The sequence below is a fragment of the Dyella sp. ASV21 genome (assembly GCF_016428975.1).
Classification (GTDB): Bacteria; Pseudomonadota; Gammaproteobacteria; order Xanthomonadales; family Rhodanobacteraceae; genus Dyella.
In genome coordinates this window covers 1-23,034 of the sequence record NZ_JAELTT010000001.1, presented here as the reverse complement: position 1 = coordinate 23,034, position 23,034 = coordinate 1, and the positions used below count along the sequence as shown (strand labels likewise).

The window sequence follows — 23,034 nt, the reverse complement described above, 5'->3', positions numbered from 1 at the left end:
GGAAAACAAATCGCCGCCCGAAGGCGGCGATGGAGCAGTCTCAGTCGGCGGGAGAGACGCTAACCCTCACCCGCAGGCGCTCACCCGGGTCGTAATTGAGCCGGGACACGTAGACCTCGCCGCGATAACGGTATTCCACGTCATAACCCATGATGCGGCGCTGCTCGCTCACGGCCGATACCTGGCGGCAATGGGTCTCCGTACTTTCATACTCGCCACCACCGGAACGGGAAACGCTATTGCCCACCGCACCGCCAGCCACCGCGCCGGCTACCGTGGCTGCGGTACGACCATCGCCCTTGCCCACGGTGCTGCCCAGCACACCGCCAACCACCGCGCCCAGAATGGTGCTGGCCGTGGAGCCCTGGCTGGGGGCCTGGCGAACCACCTGCTGGTCATAACATTCCTGGCGGGGCACCTCGGTACGCGCCACGCCATAGACCGGATCGACGCGCAGCACATCGGCCCAGCCGTAGTGGGTGTTGTTGTCGTCGTTCTGGTACTGCTGGTAACGCGCATCCTGTGCGAACACGCCAGTTGCCATCAGCGATAGCGCCAGCGCGGGGAACAACCATTTGGTCACAGCGGCCTCCGATGGGGGCAAGGGACGGGCGCTTCTTCGCACCACTTAGCATCCATTGCAGCAAATTCACACTGAATCGACGCTTAGAGCTTTTCTGCGACCGCCTACCCTCTTGGGCCGCGATTCATGCCACCGGCCCACCCATGCCCTGCGGAGAGCCCGGCAGCTTGTTAAGATGCGCGACCGGCTTGCGCCCGCCCGGGCGCCCGCTTCCCACCGCCCGGACCTCCTGCCGATGCCGATTTCGCTCCACAACAGCCTTACGCGCCGTGTCGAACCGTTCACCCCACTCAATCCTGATCGGGTGACGATGTATCTGTGCGGTCCGACGGTCTACAACTACGTGCACATCGGCAATGCGCGCGGCCCGGTGGTGTTCGATGTGCTGGTGCGCCTGCTGCGCCGCCACTACCCGTACGTGGTTTACGCCCGCAACATCACCGACGTCGACGACAAGATCAACGCCGCCGCCCAGCAGCTGGGCGTGGGCATCGAGAGCATCACCCATCGCTACGCTCAGGCCTACCGCGAGGATATGGCGGCGCTGGGTATCGCCCCGCCGGACGTCGAGCCGCACGCAACCACGCACATCCCCCAGATCATTGCGATGATCGAGCGCCTGATCGCCAGCGGCCACGCCTACGAGGCCGAGGGCCACGTGCTGTTCGAGGTGGAGTCATACCCCGCCTATGGCGCGCTCTCCGGCCGCGACCCGGAGGAACTGCTGGCTGGCGCTCGCGTGGAAGTGGCGCCATACAAGAAGAATCCCGGTGATTTCGTGCTGTGGAAGCCCTCCACGCCGGAATTGCCTGGCTGGGAAAGCCCCTGGGGCCGAGGCCGCCCGGGCTGGCACATCGAGTGCTCAGCCATGAGCGAGGCCCATCTGGGCGAAACCATCGACATCCATGCCGGTGGCGTGGACTTGCAGTTTCCGCACCACGAGAACGAAATCGCCCAGTCCACCTGCGCGCATGGCGGCAAGGTATTCGCTCGCTTCTGGCTGCACAACGGCATGTTGACATTCAGCGGCCGCAAGATGTCCAAGTCGCTGGGCAACGTGATGCTGGTGCACGAGTTGCTCAAGGAGCACCCGCCCGAAGCCCTGCGCCTGCTGCTGCTGCGCGGCCACTACCGCCAGCCGCTGGATTGGTCCGACGCGGCCATTACCCAGGCCATCAGCACCCTGGAAGGCTGGTACCGCGTGCTGCGCGACCTGGCCGACATCGCGGTGGATACCCACGCGCTGCCGATACCCGCGGCGGTCGAAGCGGCGTTGTGCGATGACCTCAACACCCCGCAAGCGCTGGCCGAGCTGTCACAACTGGCCGATGCCGCCCGCCAGGCCGAGGACGGGGACACCAAGCGCGCCGCCAAGGCCGCGCTGCTCGGGGCGGGCGCCCTGCTCGGCCTGCTGCAACAGGAGCCGGAGACCTGGTTCAAGCAGGCCGGCGGCGGCGCCACCATCGACGCGGCACGCATCGACGCCTTGCTCGACGAGCGCCAGGCAGCGCGCGCCGCACGCGATTTCAAGCGCGCCGATGCGATCCGTGAGGAGCTATCGGGCATGGGCATCGTGATCGAGGACGGTGCACAGGGTACGCGCTGGAGCGTCGCCAAGGGTTGAGCGAGGCCGCGTGCGGCTTCGGCCTGTGCGCCCGCTCCAAGCAGGAGCGGGCGCTTGAAAGGGGCGGCGCGGGGGCAAAACGCGCGATAATGCGCCCATGAATGCTATTGCCACATCCAGCGCCGAGCAGGCGCAGCAGGACATCGTCGAAGAGTTCGCCTTCTTTGGTGACTGGACCGAGCGTTACCAGTACCTGATAGACCTGGGCAAACAATTGCCGCCCTTCCCCGAAGAGCTCAAGTCCGAGGACTTCCGCGTGCACGGCTGCCAGTCGATGGTATGGCTGGTGCCCAGCGGCAACGCGGAGCGCCTGCATTTCCAGGCAGCCAGTGATTCGGCCATCGTCTCTGGCCTGATCGCCCTGGTGCTGCGCGTGTACTCCGACCGCCCCGCCAGCGAAATCGTCGCCACCGAGCCGCGGTTCATCGAAGCGATTGGCTTGGCCAAACATCTATCACCGACCCGCTCCAATGGCCTGGCAGCGATGCTGTCCAAGCTCAAGGCATACGCCGCGGCGACGCTGAAGGCTTGAGCGCGACCCGCCGAAACGTTACCTACGGCGCGCGTCTCGCCCGTATCGCATGAACAACAAAGCCCCGCTCGATGGCGGGGCTTTGTTTTGGAGCGGCGCGGCAAAGCGACCGATCAGTCGCCCATCTGCTTCTGCAGATGCTCGCGGCGCTCCTGCGCGTCGAGCGACAGGGTGGCAATGGGACGCGCATCGAGGCGTTCCAGGCCGATTTCCTCGTCGGTCTCTTCACAGTAACCGTAGCGACCTTCTTCGATGCGGCGCAGCGCCTTGTCGATCTTGGAGATCAGCTTGCGGTAGCGATCGCGGGTGCGCAGTTCCAGCGAATTCTCCGTTTCGCGCGTGGCACGCTCAGCTTCATCGCCCACGTCACGCACTTCGTCACGGAGGTTTTCCATGGTCTGACGCGACTCTTCCACCAGCTGGTCACGCCAATCGCGCAGCTTGTTGCGGAAGTACGCCAGATGCTTGGGGTTCATGTACTCCTCATCGTCATTGGACGAGGGGCGGTAACCCTTGGGCAGGTCGATCGTGGTCGTGGAAGGCAGCGCGTAACGGCCGTCTTCGCGGGTAATGCCATTGTCGAGAGTTGCAGGTTTATTCATCGAGGACTGCTGGGCTTTCTGTTTTTTGATGGGGGTATGACGCGCGGTCGCACTGGCTACTTTACCTGCAAGCGGGGTCGCTGCGGGTTTTGCCGGTGCGGCGGGGACCGGCGCCGCTTTAACCGGAGCCGGCGTGGCCTGCCTGGCCGCGGCGGGCTTGGCAGGTACGGGCTTCTCGGCTTTTACAATCTTTTCCACCGGCTTGGGCGGCGTCGCCTTGGCGACGGCCTTGGCGGGCACTACCGGCTTGGCGACCGCCTTGGATGGCTGCGGCTTGGCCGGCGCAGCCACCTTCTTGGCCGCGGGCTTGACGGCCGGCTTGGCGACCTTCTTGGCGGGAACCTTGGCCGTGACCGGCTTCTTGGCCGGCGCGGCCTTCTTGGCCACTGGCTTGGTCGCGGCCTTTTTGGCGGCAACGCGCGGCGCGGGAGCCTTGGCTACTTTCTTAACCGCGGCCTTCTTGGGGGCCGGCTTCTTGGTGACGGCCTTGGTGACTGCGGTTTTCTTGGCGGCCACCTTCTTGGCCGGCGCGCTCTTGGCGCTCCGGGCAGCGGCGGCTGGCTTCTTGCCGGACTTGACGTCCTTCACCTTGCCGACAGGCTTTCCCTTCTGCGGCTTGGTGGCTGTCGCACTACGCGTCGTTTTCGCCATTTCCCTTCACCATTTTGGCCTTGGCGGCCGGGTGTTATAGCCCAACCGGCTTACACCGGCAACCGTGCTTCTGGAATACTTGCCCCACTACATGCCGCAAGCTGTCTCGGCAGCGTCAAACCGTCGTGACCCGACTATTACTTCTACTTCTCGGCTTCTACAAGCGCTGGCTCAGCCCGCTGCTGGGGCAGCGCTGCCGCTTTTACCCTACTTGCTCGGATTATGCACGGATTGCCATTACGCGCTTTGGTCCACTAAAAGGCGGAGCGCTGACCGGCTGGCGGCTGCTGCGTTGCCAGCCGCTGTGCGAGGGCGGCGATGACCCAGTCCCCGAGCAATTCACTTTCCGCCGTTGCCGCAATCCCGGAGAACACCATGTCCACTGATTGGCTGATCAAGAACGCCGAACTGGTCAATGAAGGCCGCCGTTTCCACGCCGACGTGCGCGTCCGGCAGGGCCGCATCGACGCCATCGGCGGTGATCTGGCCGCCCACCCCGGCGAGCAGGTGATCGATGCCAGTGGCCTATGGCTGCTGCCCGGCATGATCGACGACCAGGTGCATTTCCGCGAACCGGGCCTGACCCAGAAGGCCGACATTGCCCACGAGTCGCGTGCCTGTGCTGCCGGCGGCATCACCAGCTTCATGGAGATGCCCAACACCAAGCCCCCGGCCCTCGATCGCGAGACGCTGGAGGCCAAGTACGCCCGCGCCGCCGAAACATCGGCCGTGAACTACGCCTTCTATATGGGTGCCAGCAACGACAACCTGGAGGCCATCCGCCGCCTTGACCCGCTTGCCGCGCCCGGCATCAAGGTGTTCATGGGTGCCTCCACCGGCAACATGCTGGTGGATAACCCCGAGGTGCTGGACGGCATCTTCCGCGAGGCCCCCACCCCGATCATCACGCATTGTGAAGACACGCCGATGATCGACCTGAACCTCGCCAAGGCACATGAAAAGTACGGCGACGCCATTCCGGCCTTCGAGCACCCGCTGATCCGCTCACGCGAGGCCTGCATCAAGTCCACCCGCCTGGCGATCGAGCTGGCCCGCCGTCACAACAGCCGCCTGCACGTGCTGCACATCTCCACCGCCGACGAGCTGGCACTGTTCGAGCCCGGCCCGATCAAGGGCAAGCGCATCACCGCCGAGACGTGCGTGCATTTCCTGCATTTCGACGATCGCGACTACGAGCGCCTGGGTTTCCTGATCAAGTGCAACCCGGCGATCAAGACCGCCGCGGACCGCGAAGCCATCACCAAGGCCTTGGCCGAAGGCCGCCTGGACGTGCTGGCCACCGATCACGCGCCGCATCTGCTGGAAGAGAAAGCGCAGTTGTACGACAAGGCGCCGAGCGGTCTTCCGCTGGTGCAGTTCGCCCTGCAAGCGGCGTTGCAGCGGGTGTTCGAAGGCAAGCTCACCTTGGAACGTGTGGTTGAAGCGGTAACCCATGCACCGGCAACGCTCTTTGACGTGAAGGGCCGCGGCTACCTGCGCGAAGGGTATGCCGCCGACCTGGTGCTGGTGGATCCCAACAAGCCACACACCGTGCGTCGTGAGGAAGTGCTCTCCAAATGTGCTTGGTCGCCGTTCGAGGGCTACACCTTCAACAGCTCCATTGTCGCGACCTTCGTCAATGGTCAGCGCGTGTGGGACGGCCGTGTGGTCGACCCCAATGTGCGCGGTCAGCGTTTGACCTTCGATCGATAAGCCTGGCGCCCCGGGCGAGCGCTGTGCTCGCCCGGGGACAGGATTTGCACGGCGAGGCCGCTCTGTTCCGCGTCGTTCGGCCCCCCTGCCGCTTTCGATAACCTGCTCGCCTGCGTCCTCATGACGCAGGCAAAAGGCCTCAAGAGATACCCGCGCGCCGCCGAGAACGCATTGCCCGTCGATGGGCGCGACGCCGCAGGTGGAAGCACTGCCAGTACGGAGCTCATTGGACGTGGCCTAGCCGTCTTTTGAGGATCCAGTCATGCGTAACAATCAGCCTATAACCCAGCGCGAATACGACGTTCCTGACGACGCCACGCTGATGTCCGTCACGGACCCGCACAGCTACGTCACCTACGCCAATACGGCCTTCGTCCAGGTCAGCGGCTTTTCTCAGGAAGAGATCCATGGCCAGGCGCACAATCTGGTGCGGCATCCGGACATGCCACCCGAAGCCTTCGCGGACATGTGGGCCACCATCAAGGGTGGTGAGCCGTGGACGGCGCTGGTCAAGAACCGTCGCAAGAACGGCGATCACTACTGGGTGCGCGCGCATGCCGTGCCGGTGGTGCGCGAGGGCAAGCAGGTGGGCTACATGTCCGTGCGCACCAAGGCGACGCGCGCGGAGATCGCATCCGCCGAAACGCTCTACCGGGACTTTCGCGAAGGCAGCGCCGGCAACCGGCGCTTTCATAAAGGACTCATCGTGCGCGGCGGCTGGCGCGCGTGGAGTTCGCTGCGACAAACCCTCCCCATTCGTTGGCGCATCCGTGTCGCCCTGCTCAGCACCGTTCCCACCATGGCCTTGGCTGAGTGGCTGTTTGGCGCTCCGCTCGGCCGGATCGCCTCGGTCAGCGGCATCACCGCATGGATGGCAGTGCTGCTCGCCTGGTGGCTGGAGCGACAGATCGCGCGACCGCTGGAGCGCATGCTGCATGAGGCGCTGCAGGTCGCAACCGGCGCCCGTCACCACTGCACGCATCTCGATCGCGTGGACGAAATCGGCATGACCCAGCGCGCCATCGGCCAGCTGGGCCTGATGTTCCGCTGGCTGATAGCGGACGTCGCCGCACAAGCCATCGAGGTGCGTGCCGCCAGCCAAGACATCGCCACCGGCCATGTCGACCTGCATGCGCGCACCGACCAGGCCGCCGACCACGTGCAGACGACCGCCGCCTCCATGACGCAGATATCGGCCACCGTAAGCAGCAATGCGGAAACCACCGCGCAAGCGAGTGAACTGTCGAGCGCGGCCAGCGGCGCCGCCGCGAAAGGCGGCCAGGCTGTCGCCGACGTGGTGGATACCATGAACGGCATACGTGCCAGCTCGCAGCAGATCGCCGAGATCATCGGGGTGATCGACAGCATTGCCTTTCAGACCAATATCCTCGCCCTCAACGCTGCGGTCGAAGCGGCGCGCGCCGGCGAACAAGGGCGCGGCTTCGCCGTGGTGGCGGGGGAGGTGCGGGCGCTCGCGCAACGCAGCGCCCAGTCGGCACGGGAGATCAAGCAACTGATCGGCGCCAACGTGGCACACGTGGAATCGGGCTCGCGCCTGGCCGACGATGCGGGCAAGGCCACCGGCGAGATCGTCTCGCAGGTGCGGCGCATGAGCGAACTGCTGGCAGAAATCAGCGCCGCTACCGACGAACAGAACAAGGGTATCGCGCAGATCGACCGTTCGGTGGCCGACCTGGATCGCATCACGCGCCACAACGCCAGCCTGGTGGCCGAAGGCGCGGCCGCGTCAGCCAGCCTCAAACAGCAGGCGAGCCGACTGGCCGAGGCGGTCAGCGTATTCCGCTGAACCTTGCGCAGGTGCTCAAGGCACCGCCTTGAGCACCACGCTCACCGGTCCGTTCTCGCCGGAGCGGCCCAGCACGCTGACACGGGCATCGTTGATGGCCAGCAGCTTGTCGCCCTGCTGCAGACGCACGTTGATGGCGAAATCCACGCCATCGCGCAGGTCCGCCGGATCATAGGCAAGCAGGAAATCCACCGGTGAGGCGCCCACTGGCTGGATGCGCTCCTCGGCGACGGTGCGCGCGGGAGCGTCCTGCTTGCTGACATCGGCGAGCGTAATCAACAAGTAGGCATCGGCCGGTAACGCCTGCGGCAGCTCGTACCGCACATCGCCCACCATGGATTTCATCAGCGACTGATGCACCGGCGGCGCGGGCGTCGAGGGTGCGGCGTCGCGCTGGGCGGCATGGTGATGGGGAAGCCAGGAGCAACCCGACATCGCGACAAGCGCGACGGCGAGCAGGGGAAGACGAAACCGCATGCATTTCTCCAGAAGGGAAGCCTTACCAGGCTTCCCGCATGCTAACAGTCCACACTTGAATGCGACTTCAGGCGCAGCCCTTGCCCGCGTAGCCGCCTTCCACTCCCTTGCTGGCATAGGCCACGGCGTCGTGCGGATGCAGGCTTTCCTGATGTTCCACGCGAATGTGGAAGTCGCTGAGGCTGGCATCGGCATCCAGTGCCTTTTGCAGACGACGAGCCGCATCTTCGCAAAACATCAGGTTGGCGCCATTGGCGCGGGCAAACGCCTGCTCATCCTCACGCTTCACGGCGGTCTGCACCGGCGTACCCAGCGCTTGCTCGGCCTGGTCGATCAGCTGAATCAGGTTGAAGCTGGCGTTGTCGGCCAGGCGCACGCGCAGGCGGGCCACGCTGCGCTGGGCGTGCGGGGTTGCCACAATGCCCTTTTCGCTGCCCAACCACGCCAACACGGCGGCGTGATCGATCGGCTGGCCAGCATCGAAATCCTTGGTGAATTGATCCTGGATGAGCTGACGCGACAGCGCCGCGGAGGCCGGGCAGGTCGAGGAGTAAACCACCTCGGTGCCGAACTCCAGCAGGAACTCCTCGCCCACCAGGCTGGCCTCGATGCACACCGGATAGGCGCGCCAGCCGCTGTTGCTGCTACGCAAGGCCGGACGACGCACCAGATGCTCGAAACGAATGCTCAGGCAGGCGCGGTCAGAAAGGTCTTTGTGCGAATCCAGGAAGGCGCGCAGCAGCCCTCGCAGGGAGGCCACGCTCAGCGTCTGCGTGCTCAGCGCCTCTTCAACCAGCAGGTACAGCCGCGACATGTGAATGCCGCGCTTGTCGGGGCGGCGCAAGTTGACGAAGGCGCCAACGCGCGCGCTGGCGCGCTGCACATCGCCATCGCCGGCGTCGAAACGCACCGGCACCTCGATGCCGTTCATGCCGACCCAATCCAGTTCGCCCGCCAGGTGCGGCTGGGCATGAACCGCCACATCGGGGAGCAATCGGGCGGTGTTTTCCTCGGTATGCATGGGAAATCCTGTCATCCAGCGGGCGACCGGGTCGCCGCGTGAGTCATCAATCTTGGGGCAGCACACCGGGCTCGCAATAGTGGCGCAGGGGAAACGCTGCGTCCCGGCAACGCTCAATCGGCCTGTTGACGCCAGGCCCGCGCCGCCAGCCAGGCCTGCCAGGCCACACCCGGCCCTTGCCGGCCCTGCCCTTTGCGCAGCACGGCCAACGGATCCCTGGCGCCGCGCGCACGCGCCACCAGGCGGCGCCCGTGCCGCGACTCCAGCCCACGGAAGGCGCTCAACGGCCCCGGCAGACGTTCCGCATCGCGCCAAGCCGTGTGCAAATCCTCCAACTGCGCGCGTATGGCCTCTTCACGCGCCGGACTGGCCGCGCGCAGGTCATGGCGGCTCAGGCCGTGACGGGCCAGCCGTGACATCGGCAAGGCCAGGCGGTCGCGCTCGGCGTCCTCCTCCAGGCGCAGCAGGGCGAACAGCAGGTGCGAAAGCGTGGCCACGCGCTCGGCGCGTGCGGATGAGGCACCCTCGCCATACCACCAGGCCGTTTCCAGCCGGGCAATCGCGCCGTGCAGCAGCGCACCTGCGGCCAGTTGGGCCGGGAAATCCGCCGCCGTACCCTCTTCCAGTTGCGCCATGGCGGCCAGCACCGGATCGACCCAGCGCTCGCTGGGCATGGCATGGGCTCGCTCATCGTCAAACAACACCTGCGTCAGCGGATGGCGACCACCGCTGGTGGCGGCGCCGGAAAGCTCCTCCGCCCACCAGTTCAGCTTGGTCGCCGCCACTTGCGGCTCGCGGATGCCATAGGCCGCCGCCAGCAACTCTTGCTCCAGTGCGGCCAGCGCAATGTGCCCGGGATACGTGTGGGGGGCGACAAAGGCCAGCGCGATGCGCTGCTGCGGCTGCACCGCCAGCCACTTGTCGATGTAACTCTGCGGGGCGGTCTCGCTCATGCCGCCACCTGCAGGCGATGGGTGAGTTCCGCCGGGTGATCGAGCACCCAGTCGGCGCCCCACTCGTGGGGGTTGCCGCCGTCGAGGTAGCCCCAACGCACGGCCACCGTATAGAGGCCGGCGGCCTTGCCGGCCATCACGTCCCGGCGATCGTCGCCCACGAACAGGCAGCGCGCGGGATCAAGCTCGGCCTGCTCACACGCCAGCAATACCGGCGCGGGATCCGGCTTTTTTACCGGCAAGGTATCGCCGGAGACCACCGCCGCCGCGCGCGAAGCCCAACCAATGCGCTCGACCAGCTCATCGGTGAGGAAGCCAGGCTTGTTGGTCACGATGCCCCAGCGCAGGCCCTGCCCTTCGATGGCCGCAAGTAGTTCGTTAATGCCGTCGAAAGGATGCGTATGCTGCGCCATCACTGCCTGGTAAAGCTCCAGGTAACGCGGCACCAGCGCGAGCAATTCGGTGTCACCGATATCGGGGAACGCGCAGCGCAGGATGGCGCGCGAACCGCGCGAGACCACTTCGCGCACCATCGCGTACGGGGGCACCGCGACCTGCACTTCTTCGCATTGGGTCTTCAACGCGGCGTAGAGGTCGGTGGCACTGTCCAGCAAGGTGCCGTCGAGGTCGAACAGCACACCCTGCAGTGATTCGGGAAACAACGTCATGCCGGCTTGCGCGCGCTGATGAGGTAATTGATGGCCGTGATGCGACTCAACCATGCCTTGCGGCTGATCGGGTTGTAACTAAGGCCGGAAACGTCCTCCACCTCCAACCCGGCGTGGCGCATAAGGCGCCCCAGCTCGGAAGGCTTGAGGAATTGCGCGTAGTGATGGGTGCCGCGCGGCAGCATGCGCATCAGGTATTCAGCGCCGAGAATCGCCGCGCCGAAAGCGGCCGGCGTGCGATTGAGGGTGGACATGACGACCACGCCGCCGGGCTTCACCATGCGCACGAGGTCTTGCACCAGCGCGGCCGGATCGGGCACGTGCTCGATCAGCTCCATGCAGCACACCGCATCGAAGCTTTCCGGCTCGGCCGCTGCCAGATCAGCCGATGACTGCACGCGGTAATCGATGTCCAGGCCCGGTATCTCCAGGCGTGACTCATGCATGTGCAGGCGAGCGATCTCGATCACTTTCTCGCCCATGTCGATACCGGTGACTTGGGCGCCGGCCTTGGCCAGCGCCTCGCTGAGCAGACCGCCGCCGCAGCCGACATCGGCCACGCGGGCGCCACGCAGGTTCAAGCGCGCGGCCACGTAATCGGCACGCACCGGGTTGAGGTCATGCAGCGGACGGGATTCGCCGTCCGGGTCCCACCAGCGTGCGGCGAGCTTGCCGAAACGGGCGATCTCTTCGGGACTTACATTGGCTGCGGCTTGCATCGAAAGCATCCTTTGAAGCTGGGCGCAGAGCTTACCGCGCCTGCCATTCGTAGACCGTGATATCCCAGCCGCCGCTGGTATAGGCGGGGTCCTGGTGGGCGATGGTGAGCGCCTGCTCCAGGGATTGGGCGCGCATCAGGTAGGCACCGCCGGATTGGTCACTGAAGCCACCGGACAGCTCCAGCGTACCGCCCGCGCGCAGGCCTTCGAGGAAGTCCTTGTGCGGCTGGACCATGGCCGGATCAACGTGGGGGCGGCGCATGGCCATCACCAGATAGCGGTTCATGCTGCGCTCCTCATGCCGCGTCGATGGCGGCAATACGTTCGCGCCAGGCGTGCGTCTTTGCCAGCACGGCGTCGGTGTCGATATCGGTGAGCTGGCGGTTGGCGAGCTTGCGCACACCGTCGATCCACACGTCACTCACTTGATGGCGCCCCACTGCATACGCCAGCTGGGAGGCGATATGGAACAGCGGCTGCGTCTCCAGGTCCGACAGGCGTACAGCAGCCATATCCGCGCGCTTGCCCACTTCGAGGGAGCCGATGCGATCCTCCAGGCCCATGGCTCGCGCGCCATTGAGCGTGGCTGCGCGCAACGCATAGGCCGCGTCGAAGGCGGCGGCATCGTGTGCCACAGCCTTGGCCAGCAAGGCTGCCGTACGCATCTCGCCGAACATGTCCAGATCGTTGTTGGAGGCACAGCCATCGGTGCCCAGCGCCACGTTCACGCCGGCGCGGCGCAGTTTCTCGGCCGGGCAGAAGCCCGAGGCGAGCTTGAGATTGGATTCAGGGCAATGCACCACGGACACGCCAGCTTCCGCACAGGCGGCGATTTCATCGTCGGTGAGCTGAGTCATGTGCACGGCAATCAAACGATCGTTGACCAGGCCAAGCTGTTGCAGGCGCTGGAACGGGCGTCGACCGCTCTTGGCCTTCTCCTCGTCCACCTCGTGCGCAGTCTCGTGCGTATGTAGATGCACCTGGATATCCAACTGGTCCGACAGCACGCGAATGCGCTCGAAGCTTTCGTCGGACACCGTATACGGCGCATGCGGAGCAAACGATGTACTCACCAGCGCATCGCCGAGGAAGCTGTCGTGTACCTCGATGGCGCGCTCGAAATATTCGTCCTGGGTCTTGGCCCAGGCCGTGGGAAACTCGATCACCGGCAAGCCGACCACGGCACGGAAACCCATGCGGCGATAGGTGGCGCCAATCACGTCGGGGAAAAAGTAGTTCTCGTTGGCGCAGGTGGTGCCGCCGCGGATCATCTCCGCCACGGCCAACTCCACGCCATCGCGCACGAACTCCGGCCCAATCACCTGCCCCTCGACCGGCCAGATGTGCTTCTGCAGCCACACCATCAGCGGCAGATCGTCGGCCAGGCCGCGCAGCAAGGTCATAGGGTTGTGCGTATGGGTATTGACCAAGCCCGGGATGAGCACATGCTCGCCCAGGTCCACGCGCTCGCGCGGTGCGTAGGCGGCACGAGCCTGCTCGATGGGCAGCAGCGCCACGATAGCGCCCTGGTCCACGGCTACGGCATGCCGCTCCAGCACCACGCCGTGAGGTTCCACGGGTACGACCCAGCGGGCTTCGATCAGCAGGTCGATGGTTTGCGGGGCAGCTTGGCTCATCCCTAGGCTCACTTTTTCAATGTTGGATACGACATGGGGCGGATCACCTTGCGGTGGCCGCCCCATGGTTGCCTGATTTCATGACGCTTCAGGCATCGTCGTTCCAGCGAGGCGCTTTTCAACCGCAGAAGCGCTGGTCAAGCTGGAATTTCGCCCGTCATGCTGGCGAACCGGCAAAGGCACGGGCATAGCCCGCGCGCCGATTCGTCACTTGCCGACGCGGCTGACGTATTCGCCCGTGCGGGTGTCGACCTTGATCATTTCGTCGGTGCTGACGAACAGCGGCACGCGCACCACGGCACCGGTTTCCAGGGTCGCCGGCTTGCCGCCGCCGCCCGAGGTATCGCCACGCAGGCCCGGATCGGTCTCGGTGATCTTCAGCTCGACGAAGTTCGGCGGCTGCACGGCGATGATTTCACCGTTGAACAGCGTAACCACGCACTCTTCCTCACCCTTGAGCCATTTGGAGGCGTCGCCCATGCCGACCTTGCTGGCCTGGTGCTGCTCAAAGCTCTCCTGGTGCATGAAGTGCCAGAACTCACCGTCCGAGTACAGGTACTGCATGTCGGTATCCACGACGTCGGCGACTTCAAAGGAGTCGCTGGACTTCATGGTCTGTTCGGTGGTGCGGCCATTCTTCAGGTTGCGAATGAAGATGCGGGTGAACGCCTGACCCTTGCCGGGCTTGATGAAGTCGGCGTCGGTAATGACCCACGGGTCATTATTGTGAAGGATCTTCATACCCTTCTTGACGTCGTTGAGACCGACGGTGGCCATGCGCTGTGTACTCCGGATGTGACGCCGCCGGCAGGCGGCTAGAATAGGGGTTTGCCCGGGCCTTCGGCCCGACTCAAGACTCACTATGATAACCGCAAGCCCCGCCGCCCGCCTATCTCCGCCCGCTTCCGACTGGCGTACGCTCTGGCGCGACGCCATCACGGACCCGCGCGAGCTGCTCGAAGCCGTGGCTCTTGGCCACCTGGCCGATCGCTTGCCACCGGGTGACGCGGGGTTCAGCCTACGGGTCCCGCGCGGTTTCGTGGCCCGCATGCTGACGGGCACCCCCGACGATCCCTTGCTGCTCCAAGTGCTGCCCCAATTGGCTGAACTGGACCAGGTGGCCGGCTTCAGCGTGGATGCGGTAGGTGACATGCACGCCCGCTCCGCCCAGGGCGTGCTGCACAAGTACGAAGGTCGTGCCCTGCTGATCGCCAGTGGCAGCTGCGCCATCAATTGCCGGTACTGCTTCCGCCGCCACTTTCCCTACGGGGACGAAATGGCGGCCGCGGGCCAATGGCGCAAGGCCCTGGAGCATGTGCGGCAGGATGCATCGATCACCGAGCTGATTCTCTCCGGCGGCGACCCGTTGGCGCTGGCCACCAGCAAGCTGGAAGAGCTGAGCCGCGGCCTTGCCGACATTCCGCATGTCACACGCTTGCGCATTCATACGCGCCTGCCCGTGGTATTGCCCCAGCGCATCGACGAGGCCTTTACCCAGTGGCTGACTGCACTGCCGCTGCAGAAAGTGGTGGTGCTGCATGCCAACCATGCCAACGAGTTCGATGCCGACGTGGACGCCGCCTGCGCCCGTTTGCGTGGGGCCGGAGCGACCCTGTTGAACCAGGCGGTGCTGTTGCGTGGCATCAATGACCAGCCCGAAATCCTGGAAGCGCTCTCCGAGCGTCTGTTCGCCGCAGGCGTGCTGCCCTACTACCTGCACCAGCTCGACCGTGTGCAGGGCGCCGCGCATTTCGAAGTGGACGATGCGCGAGCGCTAGCCCTGGTTGAGGCCGTCCGTCATCGCCTGCCGGGCTATCTGGTACCCAAGCTGGTACGCGAAGTGGGTGGTGAGCCCTCCAAGCGGCCGCTGTAATCAGCACGCCACACGTCACGCCCCACAGTTGTGGGCCATGTCACCTCCGGAATATTTCCGCTAGCAGAGACTGGCGGAATCCGCTAAAACCACGAATGGCCGCAGCCTGCTGTCATGGCAGGTTCGAACCGGCAGCGGCAAACATATGGATAGACCGACGTGCCCACCAAAACTGACCAGGTCATCAAGATCCTTTTCATCGAAAAGTCGGTCGAAGATGCGGAACAGATCATCAGCCTGCTGCGCAATGGCGGCATAGCCGTCCGCCCCGCACGCGCCACCAGTGTCGAGCAGATCAATACCGCCCTGGACGAACTCGGGCCGGATATCGTGTTGTTCGACCCCGCCGTAGGCACGCTGGAGCTGCGCGAGGTCGCGCGGATGCTCGACGCCAGCGGCCGTGACCTTTCGCTGATCGCGCTGGTCGGTCAGGTCGACAACGCCATGATCACCGAACTGTTCGTCAGCGGCGCACGCAGCGTGGCGTTGCGCCCGCAGCCCAAGCAGCTGATGGCGGTGATCCAGCGCGAGTTCGAAGCGCTCAATGCCCGCCGCCAGCTGCGTCGCCTGGAAACCGCGCTGCGCGAATCCGAACGTCGCTGCGACGCACTGCTCGACTCATCCACCGACGCCATCGCTTACGTGCACGAAGGCATGCATGTGCGTGCCAACCACGCGTACCTGGAAACCTTCGGCTATACCGACTTCGATGACCTGCTTGGCCTGCCAGTGCTGGACATGGTCGGCGCCAACGATGCAGAAGAGTTCAAGAACACCCTCAAAGGCCTCTCGCGCGGCGAGAAGCCAAACGGACCGATCGAACTGCAGGCGCGCCGCGCGGACGCCAGTACATTCAAGGCCAATGTCGAGTTCGCGCATGCCACCTTCGAGGGCGAGCCCTGCCTGCAGGTCGTGTTCCGTCGCCAGCAGATCGACGCTCATGTGATTGAACAGCTGCAGCGCGATCAGGTCACCGGCCTGTTCAACCGTGCACGCATGGTCGAATGCATCGATCAGGCGGTTGCCGCGGCCACGGAAGGCGCCAAAGGCCAGTCATTGCTGCTGGTGGAGCCGGACAATTGGCAGGCCATCGTCGGCGGCGTGGGCCTGTCCAAGGCCGACGAGCTGTTGGCCGCCTTCGCCGCACGCGTAGAAGGCCAGCTAGGCGCGCATGACACGGCCGGCCTGCTGGCCGACCACACCATCGGCGTGCTGTTGCATACACGCAACGACGAAAGCATCAAACAGTGGATCGCCGCCCTGCAGCAGGCCATTGCCGGGGGCATCTTTGACCTGGGCACGCGCTCCATCACGGTCACCACGAGTATCGGCGGCAGCCTGCTCGGCGAGAAAAACGCCAACACCGAATTGCTGCTCAACCAAGCCAGCCTGGCGCTACGCAACGCACAGAGCCAGGGCGGCAACCGCAGCGAATTGCACGACCCCGCCGCGCGCGAAAAGGCGGACGAAGAGCGCGAGCGCTACTGGCTCAACGTGCTGCAGCAGGCGCTGACCCAGAACGATTTCGTGCTTTATCACCAGCAGAGCATCAGCCTGCAGGATGCCGAAGGCGAGTTCTCCGAGATCCTGCTGCGACTGAACGGCCCGCAGGGCGAGGTGCTGCCGGGCTTCTTCATGCCGATCGCCGAAAAGCACAACCTTACCCCGGCGATCGACCGCTGGGTGCTCAATCAGGCGATCGAGGCCCTGCGTACCCGCGATCGCATGGGCGCGCCCACCACCTTCTTCGTCAAGCTCACCTCCAGCTCACTGGAGGATGCAGGGCTGCTGCCCTGGCTGGGTCAGCGCCTGAAGGAGGCTGCACTCAAGCACGGTCAGCTGGTGCTGGAAACCACCGAGAGCAAGGTGGTGACGGCGCTGCGCCCGGCGCAGGAGTTCATCCGCGCGTGGAAACAGCTGGGCGGCCAGTTCGCCCTGGAACAATTTGGCTCGGGCCTCAACTCGTTCCAGCTGCTCAACCATATCGAAGCCGACTACCTGAAGATCGATCGCAGCTACATGGCCGACCTGCCACAGCAGCCGGAAAGCCAGAAAAAGGTGGCGGAGATCTGTCGTCAGGCGCGCGAGCTGAAAAAGCTGACCATTGCCGAATGGGTGGAAGACGCCGCCAGCACGTCGCTGCTGTTCGCTTGCGGCGTGGATTTCGTGCAGGGCAATTTCCTGCAGGAACCGCAACGCCTGATGTAGTCCGTAGCGACACAGCGCCCGGCTAGCGGGCGCCCGCCCAGGCGGGCCAACGACCAGGGCACCGGCAACAAAAAACCCGCGGAGCGATCCGCGGGTTTTTGTTTGACTCGATGCAGCGCCCGAATTACTCGGCGGCAGCAGCGGCCTTCTTGGCAGCCTTGGCGGCCGAGACGGCAGCCACGTCTTCCTTGATGCGGGCAGCCTTGCCTTCCAGGTTACGCAGGTAGTACAGCTTGGCACCGCGGACCTTACCCTTACGCTTCACTTCCAGCGAGTCGATGGCCGGGCTATGAGCCTGGAACACGCGCTCCACGCCGGTGCCGTGCGAAATCTTGCGCACGGTGAAGGCCGAATGCAGGCCGCGGCTACGCTTGGCGATGACGACACCCTCGAACGCCTGGACGCGCTCGCGGTTACCTTCCTTCACCTTGACGTTGACCACCACGGTGTCGCCAGGGCCAAATTCCGGCAGCTGGCGGGTGATCTGCTCGGCTTCGAACTGTTCGATGATCTTGTTCATGGCAACACCTGTCTTAATTTCAATACCTGCGGTCACTGCTCGGCCGCATCGTTGTGCCGCGTCTGCCGTGCATGCTCGCGGCGGAATTCGTCCAACAGCGCTCGGGATTCAGCATCCAGCGCGCGCTGCGCCAATAGATCGGGACGCCGCAACCAGGTCCGTCCCAGCTGTTGCTTCAGGCGCCAACGGCGAATAGCCGCGTGATCGCCAGAGAGCAAAACCTCCGGTACGTCTCCCAGCGCGTCATGCACCGGTTTCGCATAGTGCGGACAATCCAGCAGTCCGTCCGAAAACGAATCCTGCTGCGCTGACTGCGCATCGTTCAATGCGCCGTCCTGCAAGCGGCCCACGGCATCGATAATCACCGCCGCACCCAGCTCGCCGCCAGACAACACATAATCGCCGATAGAAAGCTCTTCGTCGACCTCGTGCGCCAGCAAACGCTCGTCCACACCTTCGTAACGTCCACAAAGCAAGGCGATGCGCGGTAATTTGGCCAGCGCTTCCACCCTACCCTGCGTCAGCCGCGCACCTTGCGGGCTGAGATAAATCACATGCACCGGCTCCGGTGCTGCCTCGCGCACCGCCTTGAGGGCGTCGCGCAAAGGCTGAATCAGCATCACCATTCCGGGTCCACCGCCACAGGTGCGGCCGTCCACGGTACGGTAATTATCGGTGGCAAAATCGCGCGGGTTCCAGGTTTCCACCTGTAACAGCTCTCGCTGCTGCGCACGACCCACGACACCTACGGCGGCACATTGACGCATGAAGTCGGGAAACAACGTGACGACATCGATGCGCATGAACCCTCAACCCTTTAGACCGCGCCAAGCGCGCTTAGAATTCAGGATCCCAATCCACCACCATGCGTCCACCGGAGAGATCCACCGAACGCACATAAGAACCCTGGATGAAGGGAACCAGCCGCTCGCGCGTACCGTCCTTCACAACCACCACGTCGTTGGCACCGGTGGCGAACAGGTGACTAACCCGCCCCAATGCCACGCCTTCCGTGGTGACGACCTCAAGACCTTCGAGATCGACCCAGTAATACTCGTCTTTGCCGGGAGGCGGCAGCAGTTCGCGGGCGACATAGATGTCTTGTCCCACCAAGGCTGCTGCTGCATCTCGATCGTCGATGCCGGGAAACTGGGCGATAAGCCCCTTGCCCTGCGGACGACCTTTGACTCCCGCGATCTCCGTCTCCACACCCGGCGCCGATGTAAGCAGCCAGGGTTGGTAGCTGAAGATTCGCGTGCGGGGCTCGGTCCAGGATTCGATCTTGACCCAGCCCTGCACGCCATACAGCCCGACGATGCGTCCAACCAGGACGCGCCGACTGGCTGCCGTCATGCTCAGGCAGCCTGCTGCTTGCCGGCTTCCTTGACCAGGGCGGCGACCTTATCGGTCAGCTGCGCACCCTTGCCCACCCACTCCTGCACGCGGGCGAGGTTCAGCTCAAGGCGCTTGTCCTTGCCCGAAGCGACCGGGTTGTAGAAGCCCACGTTTTCGATGCTACGACCGTCGCGCTTGCTGCGCTGGTCGGTCACAACGACGTGGTAGAACGGACGGCCCTTGGCGCCGCCGCGCGAAAGACGAATCTTGACCATAAGTAAAAGCTCCAGAGTTGCCGGATGCCGGCAGCACGCACGAGTGCCGTGCGCGGTAAACCCGGCATTTTAATGAATTTTGTGGAAAAAGGAAGAGCCAGCGGATAAATCCAGCCAACAGAAGCTGCTGGACCATTCAGGCTCAGCGCATCGGGGGGAATCCGCCACCCATGCCGCCCATGCCCTTCATGGCGCCGCGCATCTGCCGCAGAAGGCCCTTGCTGCCGCCCTTGGAGAGCTTGGACATCATTTTCTCCATCTGCATGTACTGCTTGAGCAGACGGTTTACATCGGCCGGCTGCACGCCGGCACCTCGCGCCACGCGGGCACGACGCGAGCCGTTGAGCAGATCCGGATGACGACGCTCTTTCTTGGTCATCGACTGGATGATCGCGACCATGCGCTTGATCTCGCCGTCGTTGACCTTGGATTTCACGTTCTCCGGCAGGCCGGACACGCCAGGCAGCTTGTCCATCAGACCAGCCAGGCCGCCCATGTTGGTCATCTGCTCGAGCTGGTCGCGCATATCGTTGAGATCGAAGCGCTTGCCCTTGATGACCTTCTCGGCCAGCTTCTGTGCCTTCTCATGATCGACCTTGCGCTCGACCTCTTCCACCAGCGACAGCACGTCGCCCATGCCGAGAATGCGCTGGGCCACACGATCGGGATGGAACGGCTCCAGTGCGTCGGTCTTCTCACCGGCGCCGAGGAACTTGATCGGGCGACCGGTGACATAGCGCACCGACAGCGCAGCACCGCCACGGGCGTCACCGTCGGTCTTGGTAAGCACCACACCGGTAAGCGGCAGCGCTTCGGCGAAGGCCTTGGCCGTGTTGGCGGCATCCTGGCCGGTCATGGAGTCGACCACGAACAGCGTTTCGATCGGCGTGATCGCGGCGTGCAGCGCCTTGATCTCGGCCATCATCGCCTCGTCCACGTGCAGGCGCCCCGCGGTATCGACCAGCAGCACGTCCACCACTTCGCGGCGCGCCGCGGCGATGGCGTTCTTGGCGATATCCACCGGGTTCTGGCCCGCCTCGGACGGGAAGAACTTCACGCCCACCTGCTCGGCCAGTGTGCGCAACTGCTCGATAGCGGCCGGACGGTAGACGTCGCAGCTCACCACCATCACTTTCTTTTTCTTGCGCTCGGTGAGGAAGCGCGCCAGCTTGGCCACCGTGGTGGTCTTACCGGCACCCTGCAGGCCAGCCATCAGCACCACCGCCGGCGGCTGCTGCGCCAGGTTGAGCTCGCTGTTGGCGGTACCCATCACCGCGGTCAGCTCGTCGCTCACCACCTTCACCAGGGCCTGGCCCGGCGAAAGGCTCTTGAGCACTTCCTGGCCGACCGCGCGCACCTTCACGCGCTCGATCAGCGCCTGCACCACCGGCAGGGCCACGTCGGCCTCCAGCAGGGCAATGCGCACTTCGCGCAATGACTCGCGGATGTTTTCCTCGGTCAGGCGACCACGGCCGCGCAGGCGGTTGACGGTGGCGGAAAGGCGTTGGCTGAGCGATTCGAACATAAGGGACGAAAGACCTAAGAGGATCGCAGAGTATAGCGGACCTTGGGGGCGGGGCTGGCAAGCCGCCCCAGCCGCGTCACATGGCCGCCTGCTGCACAGCGGGCGGCCTTACCCCCTAAACTCCGGCCCCATGGCCATTACCCTGTACACCCTGCTCGCCATCGTGCTGTATCTCACCGCCGCGACCGGGCTGGCGCGGCCGATGTTGAGCGGCGGCCTGCCGCTCAACCGCCTCGCCCTGGCACTGGCCGGCACGGCGGTGCTCATCCATGCGGGACTGTTACTGAGCATCCATCGTGGTTCGCTCGATCTGCACTTCTTCTCGGCGTTGTCGCTGGTGGCTTGCGTGGTGTCCGCGCTGACCCTGCTGGTCAACCTGTCGCGGCCGGTGGCGGCCCTGGGCGTGACCGTGTTTCCGCTCGCCGCGCTGTTACTCGCGGCGGATACCTTTCTCGCCCCGACCACGCTGCCCGAGCCACTGGGCTGGCAGATCAAGCTCCATGTGACGGTGGCCTTGCTTGCCTTCAGCGTGCTGTCCATCGCCGCGGCACTGGCGCTGCTGCTGGCCGTGCAGGAACGCGCTCTGCGCCACCGCCAATTGGGCCCATGGCTGCGCGCACTGCCGCCGCTGACGCTGACCGAGACGCTGCTGTTCCGGCTGATCGGCGCGGGTTTCGTGCTGCTCACACTGACCCTGCTCAGCGGCATTCTGTTCGTGGACAACCTGTTTGGTCAGCACCTTGTGCACAAAACGGTGTTGTCGATTATTGCCTGGCTGGTGTTTGGCGCCCTGCTGTTTGGTCGCTGGCGTTATGGCTGGCGCGGCAGTCGTGCGGTCAACCTCACCCTGATCGGCATGGGTGTACTGCTGCTGGCCTTCTTCGGTACCAAGCTGGTACTGGAACTGATACTTCATCGCACGCCATGAACGGCATGGGCCAGTTCGTTCTCACCCTGTCCTGCCCCGATCGCCCGGGCATCGTGGCGGCGGTGTCGAACCACCTGGCCCATCAGCACTGCAATATCCTCGAGGCCCAGCAGTTCGGCGACGCGGAGACGGGGCGCTTCTTCATGCGCCTGGTATTCGACAGCGCGCATCTTGCGATGAACGAGCTTCGCGCGGGGCTGGAAGCGTTCGCGCCCTCACTGCAGCTGCAATGGACGTTGCGCGATCGCGGCGAGCGTCGGCGCGTATTGCTGCTGGTATCGAAATTCGATCACTGCCTGGCCGACCTCCTGTATCGCTGGCGCATCGGCGAGTTGTCGATGGAGATCGTGGGCGTGGTTGCCAATCATCCTCGCGACACGTATCGCCACCTGGATCTGGACGGCATTCCTTTCCACTACATGCCAGTGGACCGCGCCTCGCGCGACGCGCAGGAAGCCACACTATGGTCGCTGATCGAGCAAAGCGGGACCGAGCTGGTGGTGCTTGCACGCTACATGCAGGTGTTATCGCACGAACTGGCACGACGACTGCAAGGTCGATGCATCAACATCCACCACTCCTTCCTTCCTGGCTTCAAGGGCGCGCGCCCGTATCACCAGGCGCATCACCGCGGGGTCAAGCTGATCGGCGCCACGGCGCATTTCGTCACCCCTGACCTGGACGAAGGCCCCATCATCGAGCAGGACATCGAGCGCGTCACGCATGCCGATACGCCGGAAGACCTGATTCGCATCGGCCGCGATATCGAGCGTCGCGTGTTGGCACGCACACTGCGGCTCTACCTGGACGATCGCATTCTGCTCAACGGCGGCAAGACCGTTGTTTTCCATTCCTGACCGGGAGAGTTCTGTGGAATTGATCGGTATGCTCGACTCGCCTTTCGTACGGCGCACGGCCATTTCACTGCGCATGCTGGGCCTCCCCTTCCATCACCGCTCGCTGTCGGTCTTCCGTAACTTCGACGCGTTCCAGGCCATCAATCCGCTAGTCAAAGCCCCAACGCTGATCGGTGATGATGGCGAGCTCCTGGTGGACTCCTCCCTGATCATCGACTGGGCGGAGTCAGTGCGCACCGGCCCCAGCCTGATGCCTGCGGCACCCGCCGATCGCCTGCAGGCATATCGCCTGATCGGCGCGGCACTGACCGCCAGCGAAAAATCCGTACAGATCGTCTACGAACACAAGCGCCTCCCTGAGCGGCGCGACAGCAACTGGCTGGCTCGCGTGCAAGGCCAGCTCAACGCCGCGTACGCGATACTGGAGCAGCACGCTGAAGCCACTGCCGGTGACTGGCTGGTCGGCGACGGATTCAGCCAGGCCGATCTCACGACGGCCGTGGCCTGGCGCTTCACCCAACAGGTG

Annotated in this window: 25 protein-coding genes; 10 read left to right on the top strand and 15 right to left on the bottom strand. The window is 64.5% G+C overall.

All coding sequences use genetic code 11. The features are described from left to right. Nucleotides 1-40: 40 nt before the first annotated feature. Nucleotides 41-583 (bottom strand): glycine zipper 2TM domain-containing protein, encoded by a 543-nt coding sequence (locus JHD67_RS00125; RefSeq protein ID WP_343214269.1) that lies wholly within the window; start codon nucleotides 581-583, stop codon nucleotides 41-43. Between the two features lie 235 nt (nucleotides 584-818). Between JHD67_RS00125 and cysS the strand changes: the two genes are divergently transcribed. Then, nucleotides 819-2,207, top strand: coding sequence for a cysteine--tRNA ligase (gene cysS / locus JHD67_RS00120; RefSeq protein WP_199096113.1), 1,389 nt, complete (start codon nucleotides 819-821; stop codon nucleotides 2,205-2,207). A gap of 97 nt (nucleotides 2,208-2,304) precedes the next feature. Then, entirely contained in the window at nucleotides 2,305-2,739 is a 435-nt protein-coding gene (locus JHD67_RS00115) for a SufE family protein (protein ID WP_199096111.1), read from the top strand. A gap of 113 nt (nucleotides 2,740-2,852) precedes the next feature. On the opposite strand, the gene dksA is transcribed toward JHD67_RS00115, so the two are convergent. Next, on the bottom strand, nucleotides 2,853-3,992 hold the full coding sequence (dksA, locus tag JHD67_RS22205; RefSeq protein WP_233171529.1) for an RNA polymerase-binding protein DksA: 1,140 nt from the start codon (nucleotides 3,990-3,992) through the stop codon (nucleotides 2,853-2,855). Nucleotides 3,993-4,117: 125 nt separating this feature from the next. On the opposite strand from dksA, the gene yidD reads away from it, so the two are divergent. The 3 genes from yidD to JHD67_RS00095 all read left to right on the top strand — a co-directional run bounded on the left by yidD (nucleotide 4,118) and on the right by JHD67_RS00095 (nucleotide 7,512). After that, nucleotides 4,118-4,378 (top strand): membrane protein insertion efficiency factor YidD, encoded by a 261-nt coding sequence (gene yidD, locus JHD67_RS00105; protein WP_199096110.1) that lies wholly within the window; start codon nucleotides 4,118-4,120, stop codon nucleotides 4,376-4,378. Then, nucleotides 4,368-5,705, top strand: a complete 1,338-nt coding sequence (locus JHD67_RS00100) for a dihydroorotase (RefSeq protein ID WP_199096109.1) — start codon at nucleotides 4,368-4,370, stop codon at nucleotides 5,703-5,705. The genes yidD and JHD67_RS00100 overlap by 11 nt, the downstream gene beginning before the upstream one ends. A 262-nt stretch (nucleotides 5,706-5,967) precedes the next feature. Then, complete coding sequence (locus tag JHD67_RS00095; protein WP_199096108.1) at nucleotides 5,968-7,512, top strand: PAS domain-containing methyl-accepting chemotaxis protein; 1,545 nt, start codon at nucleotides 5,968-5,970, stop codon at nucleotides 7,510-7,512. Between the two features lie 15 nt (nucleotides 7,513-7,527). Here the strand turns inward: JHD67_RS00095 and JHD67_RS00090 are convergent, their stop codons facing one another. The 8 genes from JHD67_RS00090 to efp form a co-directional block, all read right to left on the bottom strand. Continuing rightward, on the bottom strand, nucleotides 7,528-7,989 hold the full coding sequence (locus JHD67_RS00090; RefSeq protein ID WP_199096107.1) for a YbaY family lipoprotein: 462 nt from the start codon (nucleotides 7,987-7,989) through the stop codon (nucleotides 7,528-7,530). A 67-nt stretch (nucleotides 7,990-8,056) separates the two neighbouring features. Next, a complete protein-coding gene (gene folE2 / locus JHD67_RS00085) occupies nucleotides 8,057-9,010 on the bottom strand; it encodes a GTP cyclohydrolase FolE2 (RefSeq protein WP_199096106.1) in 954 nt (317 codons plus the stop codon). A gap of 113 nt (nucleotides 9,011-9,123) precedes the next feature. Beyond that, nucleotides 9,124-9,963, bottom strand: coding sequence for a squalene/phytoene synthase family protein (locus JHD67_RS00080; RefSeq protein WP_199096104.1), 840 nt, complete (start codon nucleotides 9,961-9,963; stop codon nucleotides 9,124-9,126). Next, entirely contained in the window at nucleotides 9,960-10,631 is a 672-nt protein-coding gene (gene gph, locus JHD67_RS00075) for a phosphoglycolate phosphatase (protein WP_199096102.1), read from the bottom strand. The genes JHD67_RS00080 and gph overlap by 4 nt, the downstream gene beginning before the upstream one ends. Next, nucleotides 10,628-11,350 carry a bifunctional 2-polyprenyl-6-hydroxyphenol methylase/3-demethylubiquinol 3-O-methyltransferase UbiG gene (ubiG, locus tag JHD67_RS00070; protein ID WP_199096100.1) on the bottom strand — a complete coding sequence of 241 codons (723 nt, stop codon included), beginning with the start codon at nucleotides 11,348-11,350 and terminating at the stop codon, nucleotides 10,628-10,630. Before ubiG ends, gph begins: the two co-directional genes overlap by 4 nt. Nucleotides 11,351-11,381: 31 nt before the next feature. Next, nucleotides 11,382-11,636 (bottom strand): YciI family protein, encoded by a 255-nt coding sequence (locus tag JHD67_RS00065; protein WP_199096098.1) that lies wholly within the window; start codon nucleotides 11,634-11,636, stop codon nucleotides 11,382-11,384. A 10-nt stretch (nucleotides 11,637-11,646) separates the two neighbouring features. Further along, complete coding sequence (locus JHD67_RS00060) at nucleotides 11,647-12,987, bottom strand: TRZ/ATZ family hydrolase (RefSeq protein WP_199096096.1); 1,341 nt, start codon at nucleotides 12,985-12,987, stop codon at nucleotides 11,647-11,649. A 207-nt stretch (nucleotides 12,988-13,194) separates the two neighbouring features. Beyond that, on the bottom strand, nucleotides 13,195-13,764 hold the full coding sequence (gene efp / locus JHD67_RS00055; RefSeq protein ID WP_199096094.1) for an elongation factor P: 570 nt from the start codon (nucleotides 13,762-13,764) through the stop codon (nucleotides 13,195-13,197). An 85-nt stretch (nucleotides 13,765-13,849) separates the two neighbouring features. Between efp and epmB the strand changes: the two genes are divergently transcribed. Both epmB and JHD67_RS00045 read left to right on the top strand, forming a co-directional pair. Beyond that, a complete protein-coding gene (gene epmB, locus JHD67_RS00050) occupies nucleotides 13,850-14,860 on the top strand; it encodes an EF-P beta-lysylation protein EpmB (RefSeq protein ID WP_199096092.1) in 1,011 nt (336 codons plus the stop codon). A 159-nt stretch (nucleotides 14,861-15,019) separates the two neighbouring features. Then, nucleotides 15,020-17,068: an EAL domain-containing protein gene (locus JHD67_RS00045; RefSeq protein WP_199096090.1), complete on the top strand. Its 2,049-nt coding sequence runs from the start codon at nucleotides 15,020-15,022 to the stop codon at nucleotides 17,066-17,068. A 124-nt stretch (nucleotides 17,069-17,192) separates the two neighbouring features. Here JHD67_RS00045 and rplS read toward each other — a convergent pair whose 3' ends face one another. The 5 genes from rplS to ffh form a co-directional block, all read right to left on the bottom strand. Further along, nucleotides 17,193-17,588: a 50S ribosomal protein L19 gene (gene rplS / locus JHD67_RS00040; RefSeq protein ID WP_199096088.1), complete on the bottom strand. Its 396-nt coding sequence runs from the start codon at nucleotides 17,586-17,588 to the stop codon at nucleotides 17,193-17,195. 32 nt (nucleotides 17,589-17,620) lie between these two features. Then, nucleotides 17,621-18,391, bottom strand: coding sequence for a tRNA (guanosine(37)-N1)-methyltransferase TrmD (gene trmD, locus JHD67_RS00035; RefSeq protein WP_199096086.1), 771 nt, complete (start codon nucleotides 18,389-18,391; stop codon nucleotides 17,621-17,623). A 34-nt stretch (nucleotides 18,392-18,425) separates the two neighbouring features. Further along, nucleotides 18,426-18,941: a ribosome maturation factor RimM gene (rimM, locus tag JHD67_RS00030; RefSeq protein ID WP_199096084.1), complete on the bottom strand. Its 516-nt coding sequence runs from the start codon at nucleotides 18,939-18,941 to the stop codon at nucleotides 18,426-18,428. 2 nt (nucleotides 18,942-18,943) lie between these two features. Further along, entirely contained in the window at nucleotides 18,944-19,198 is a 255-nt protein-coding gene (gene rpsP, locus JHD67_RS00025; RefSeq protein WP_199096083.1) for a 30S ribosomal protein S16, read from the bottom strand. A 142-nt stretch (nucleotides 19,199-19,340) separates the two neighbouring features. Then, nucleotides 19,341-20,723, bottom strand: coding sequence for a signal recognition particle protein (gene ffh / locus JHD67_RS00020; RefSeq protein ID WP_199096082.1), 1,383 nt, complete (start codon nucleotides 20,721-20,723; stop codon nucleotides 19,341-19,343). Between the two features lie 130 nt (nucleotides 20,724-20,853). On the opposite strand from ffh, the gene ccsA reads away from it, so the two are divergent. The 3 genes from ccsA to JHD67_RS00005 form a co-directional block, all read left to right on the top strand. After that, on the top strand, nucleotides 20,854-21,651 hold the full coding sequence (gene ccsA / locus JHD67_RS00015; RefSeq protein ID WP_233171528.1) for a cytochrome c biogenesis protein CcsA: 798 nt from the start codon (nucleotides 20,854-20,856) through the stop codon (nucleotides 21,649-21,651). After that, nucleotides 21,648-22,508, top strand: coding sequence for a formyltetrahydrofolate deformylase (purU, locus tag JHD67_RS00010; RefSeq protein ID WP_199096081.1), 861 nt, complete (start codon nucleotides 21,648-21,650; stop codon nucleotides 22,506-22,508). Before ccsA ends, purU begins: the two co-directional genes overlap by 4 nt. A 13-nt stretch (nucleotides 22,509-22,521) precedes the next feature. After that, nucleotides 22,522-23,034, top strand: a 513-nt coding sequence (locus JHD67_RS00005; protein ID WP_199096080.1) for a glutathione S-transferase family protein, incomplete at its 3' end; no start/stop codon positions are given.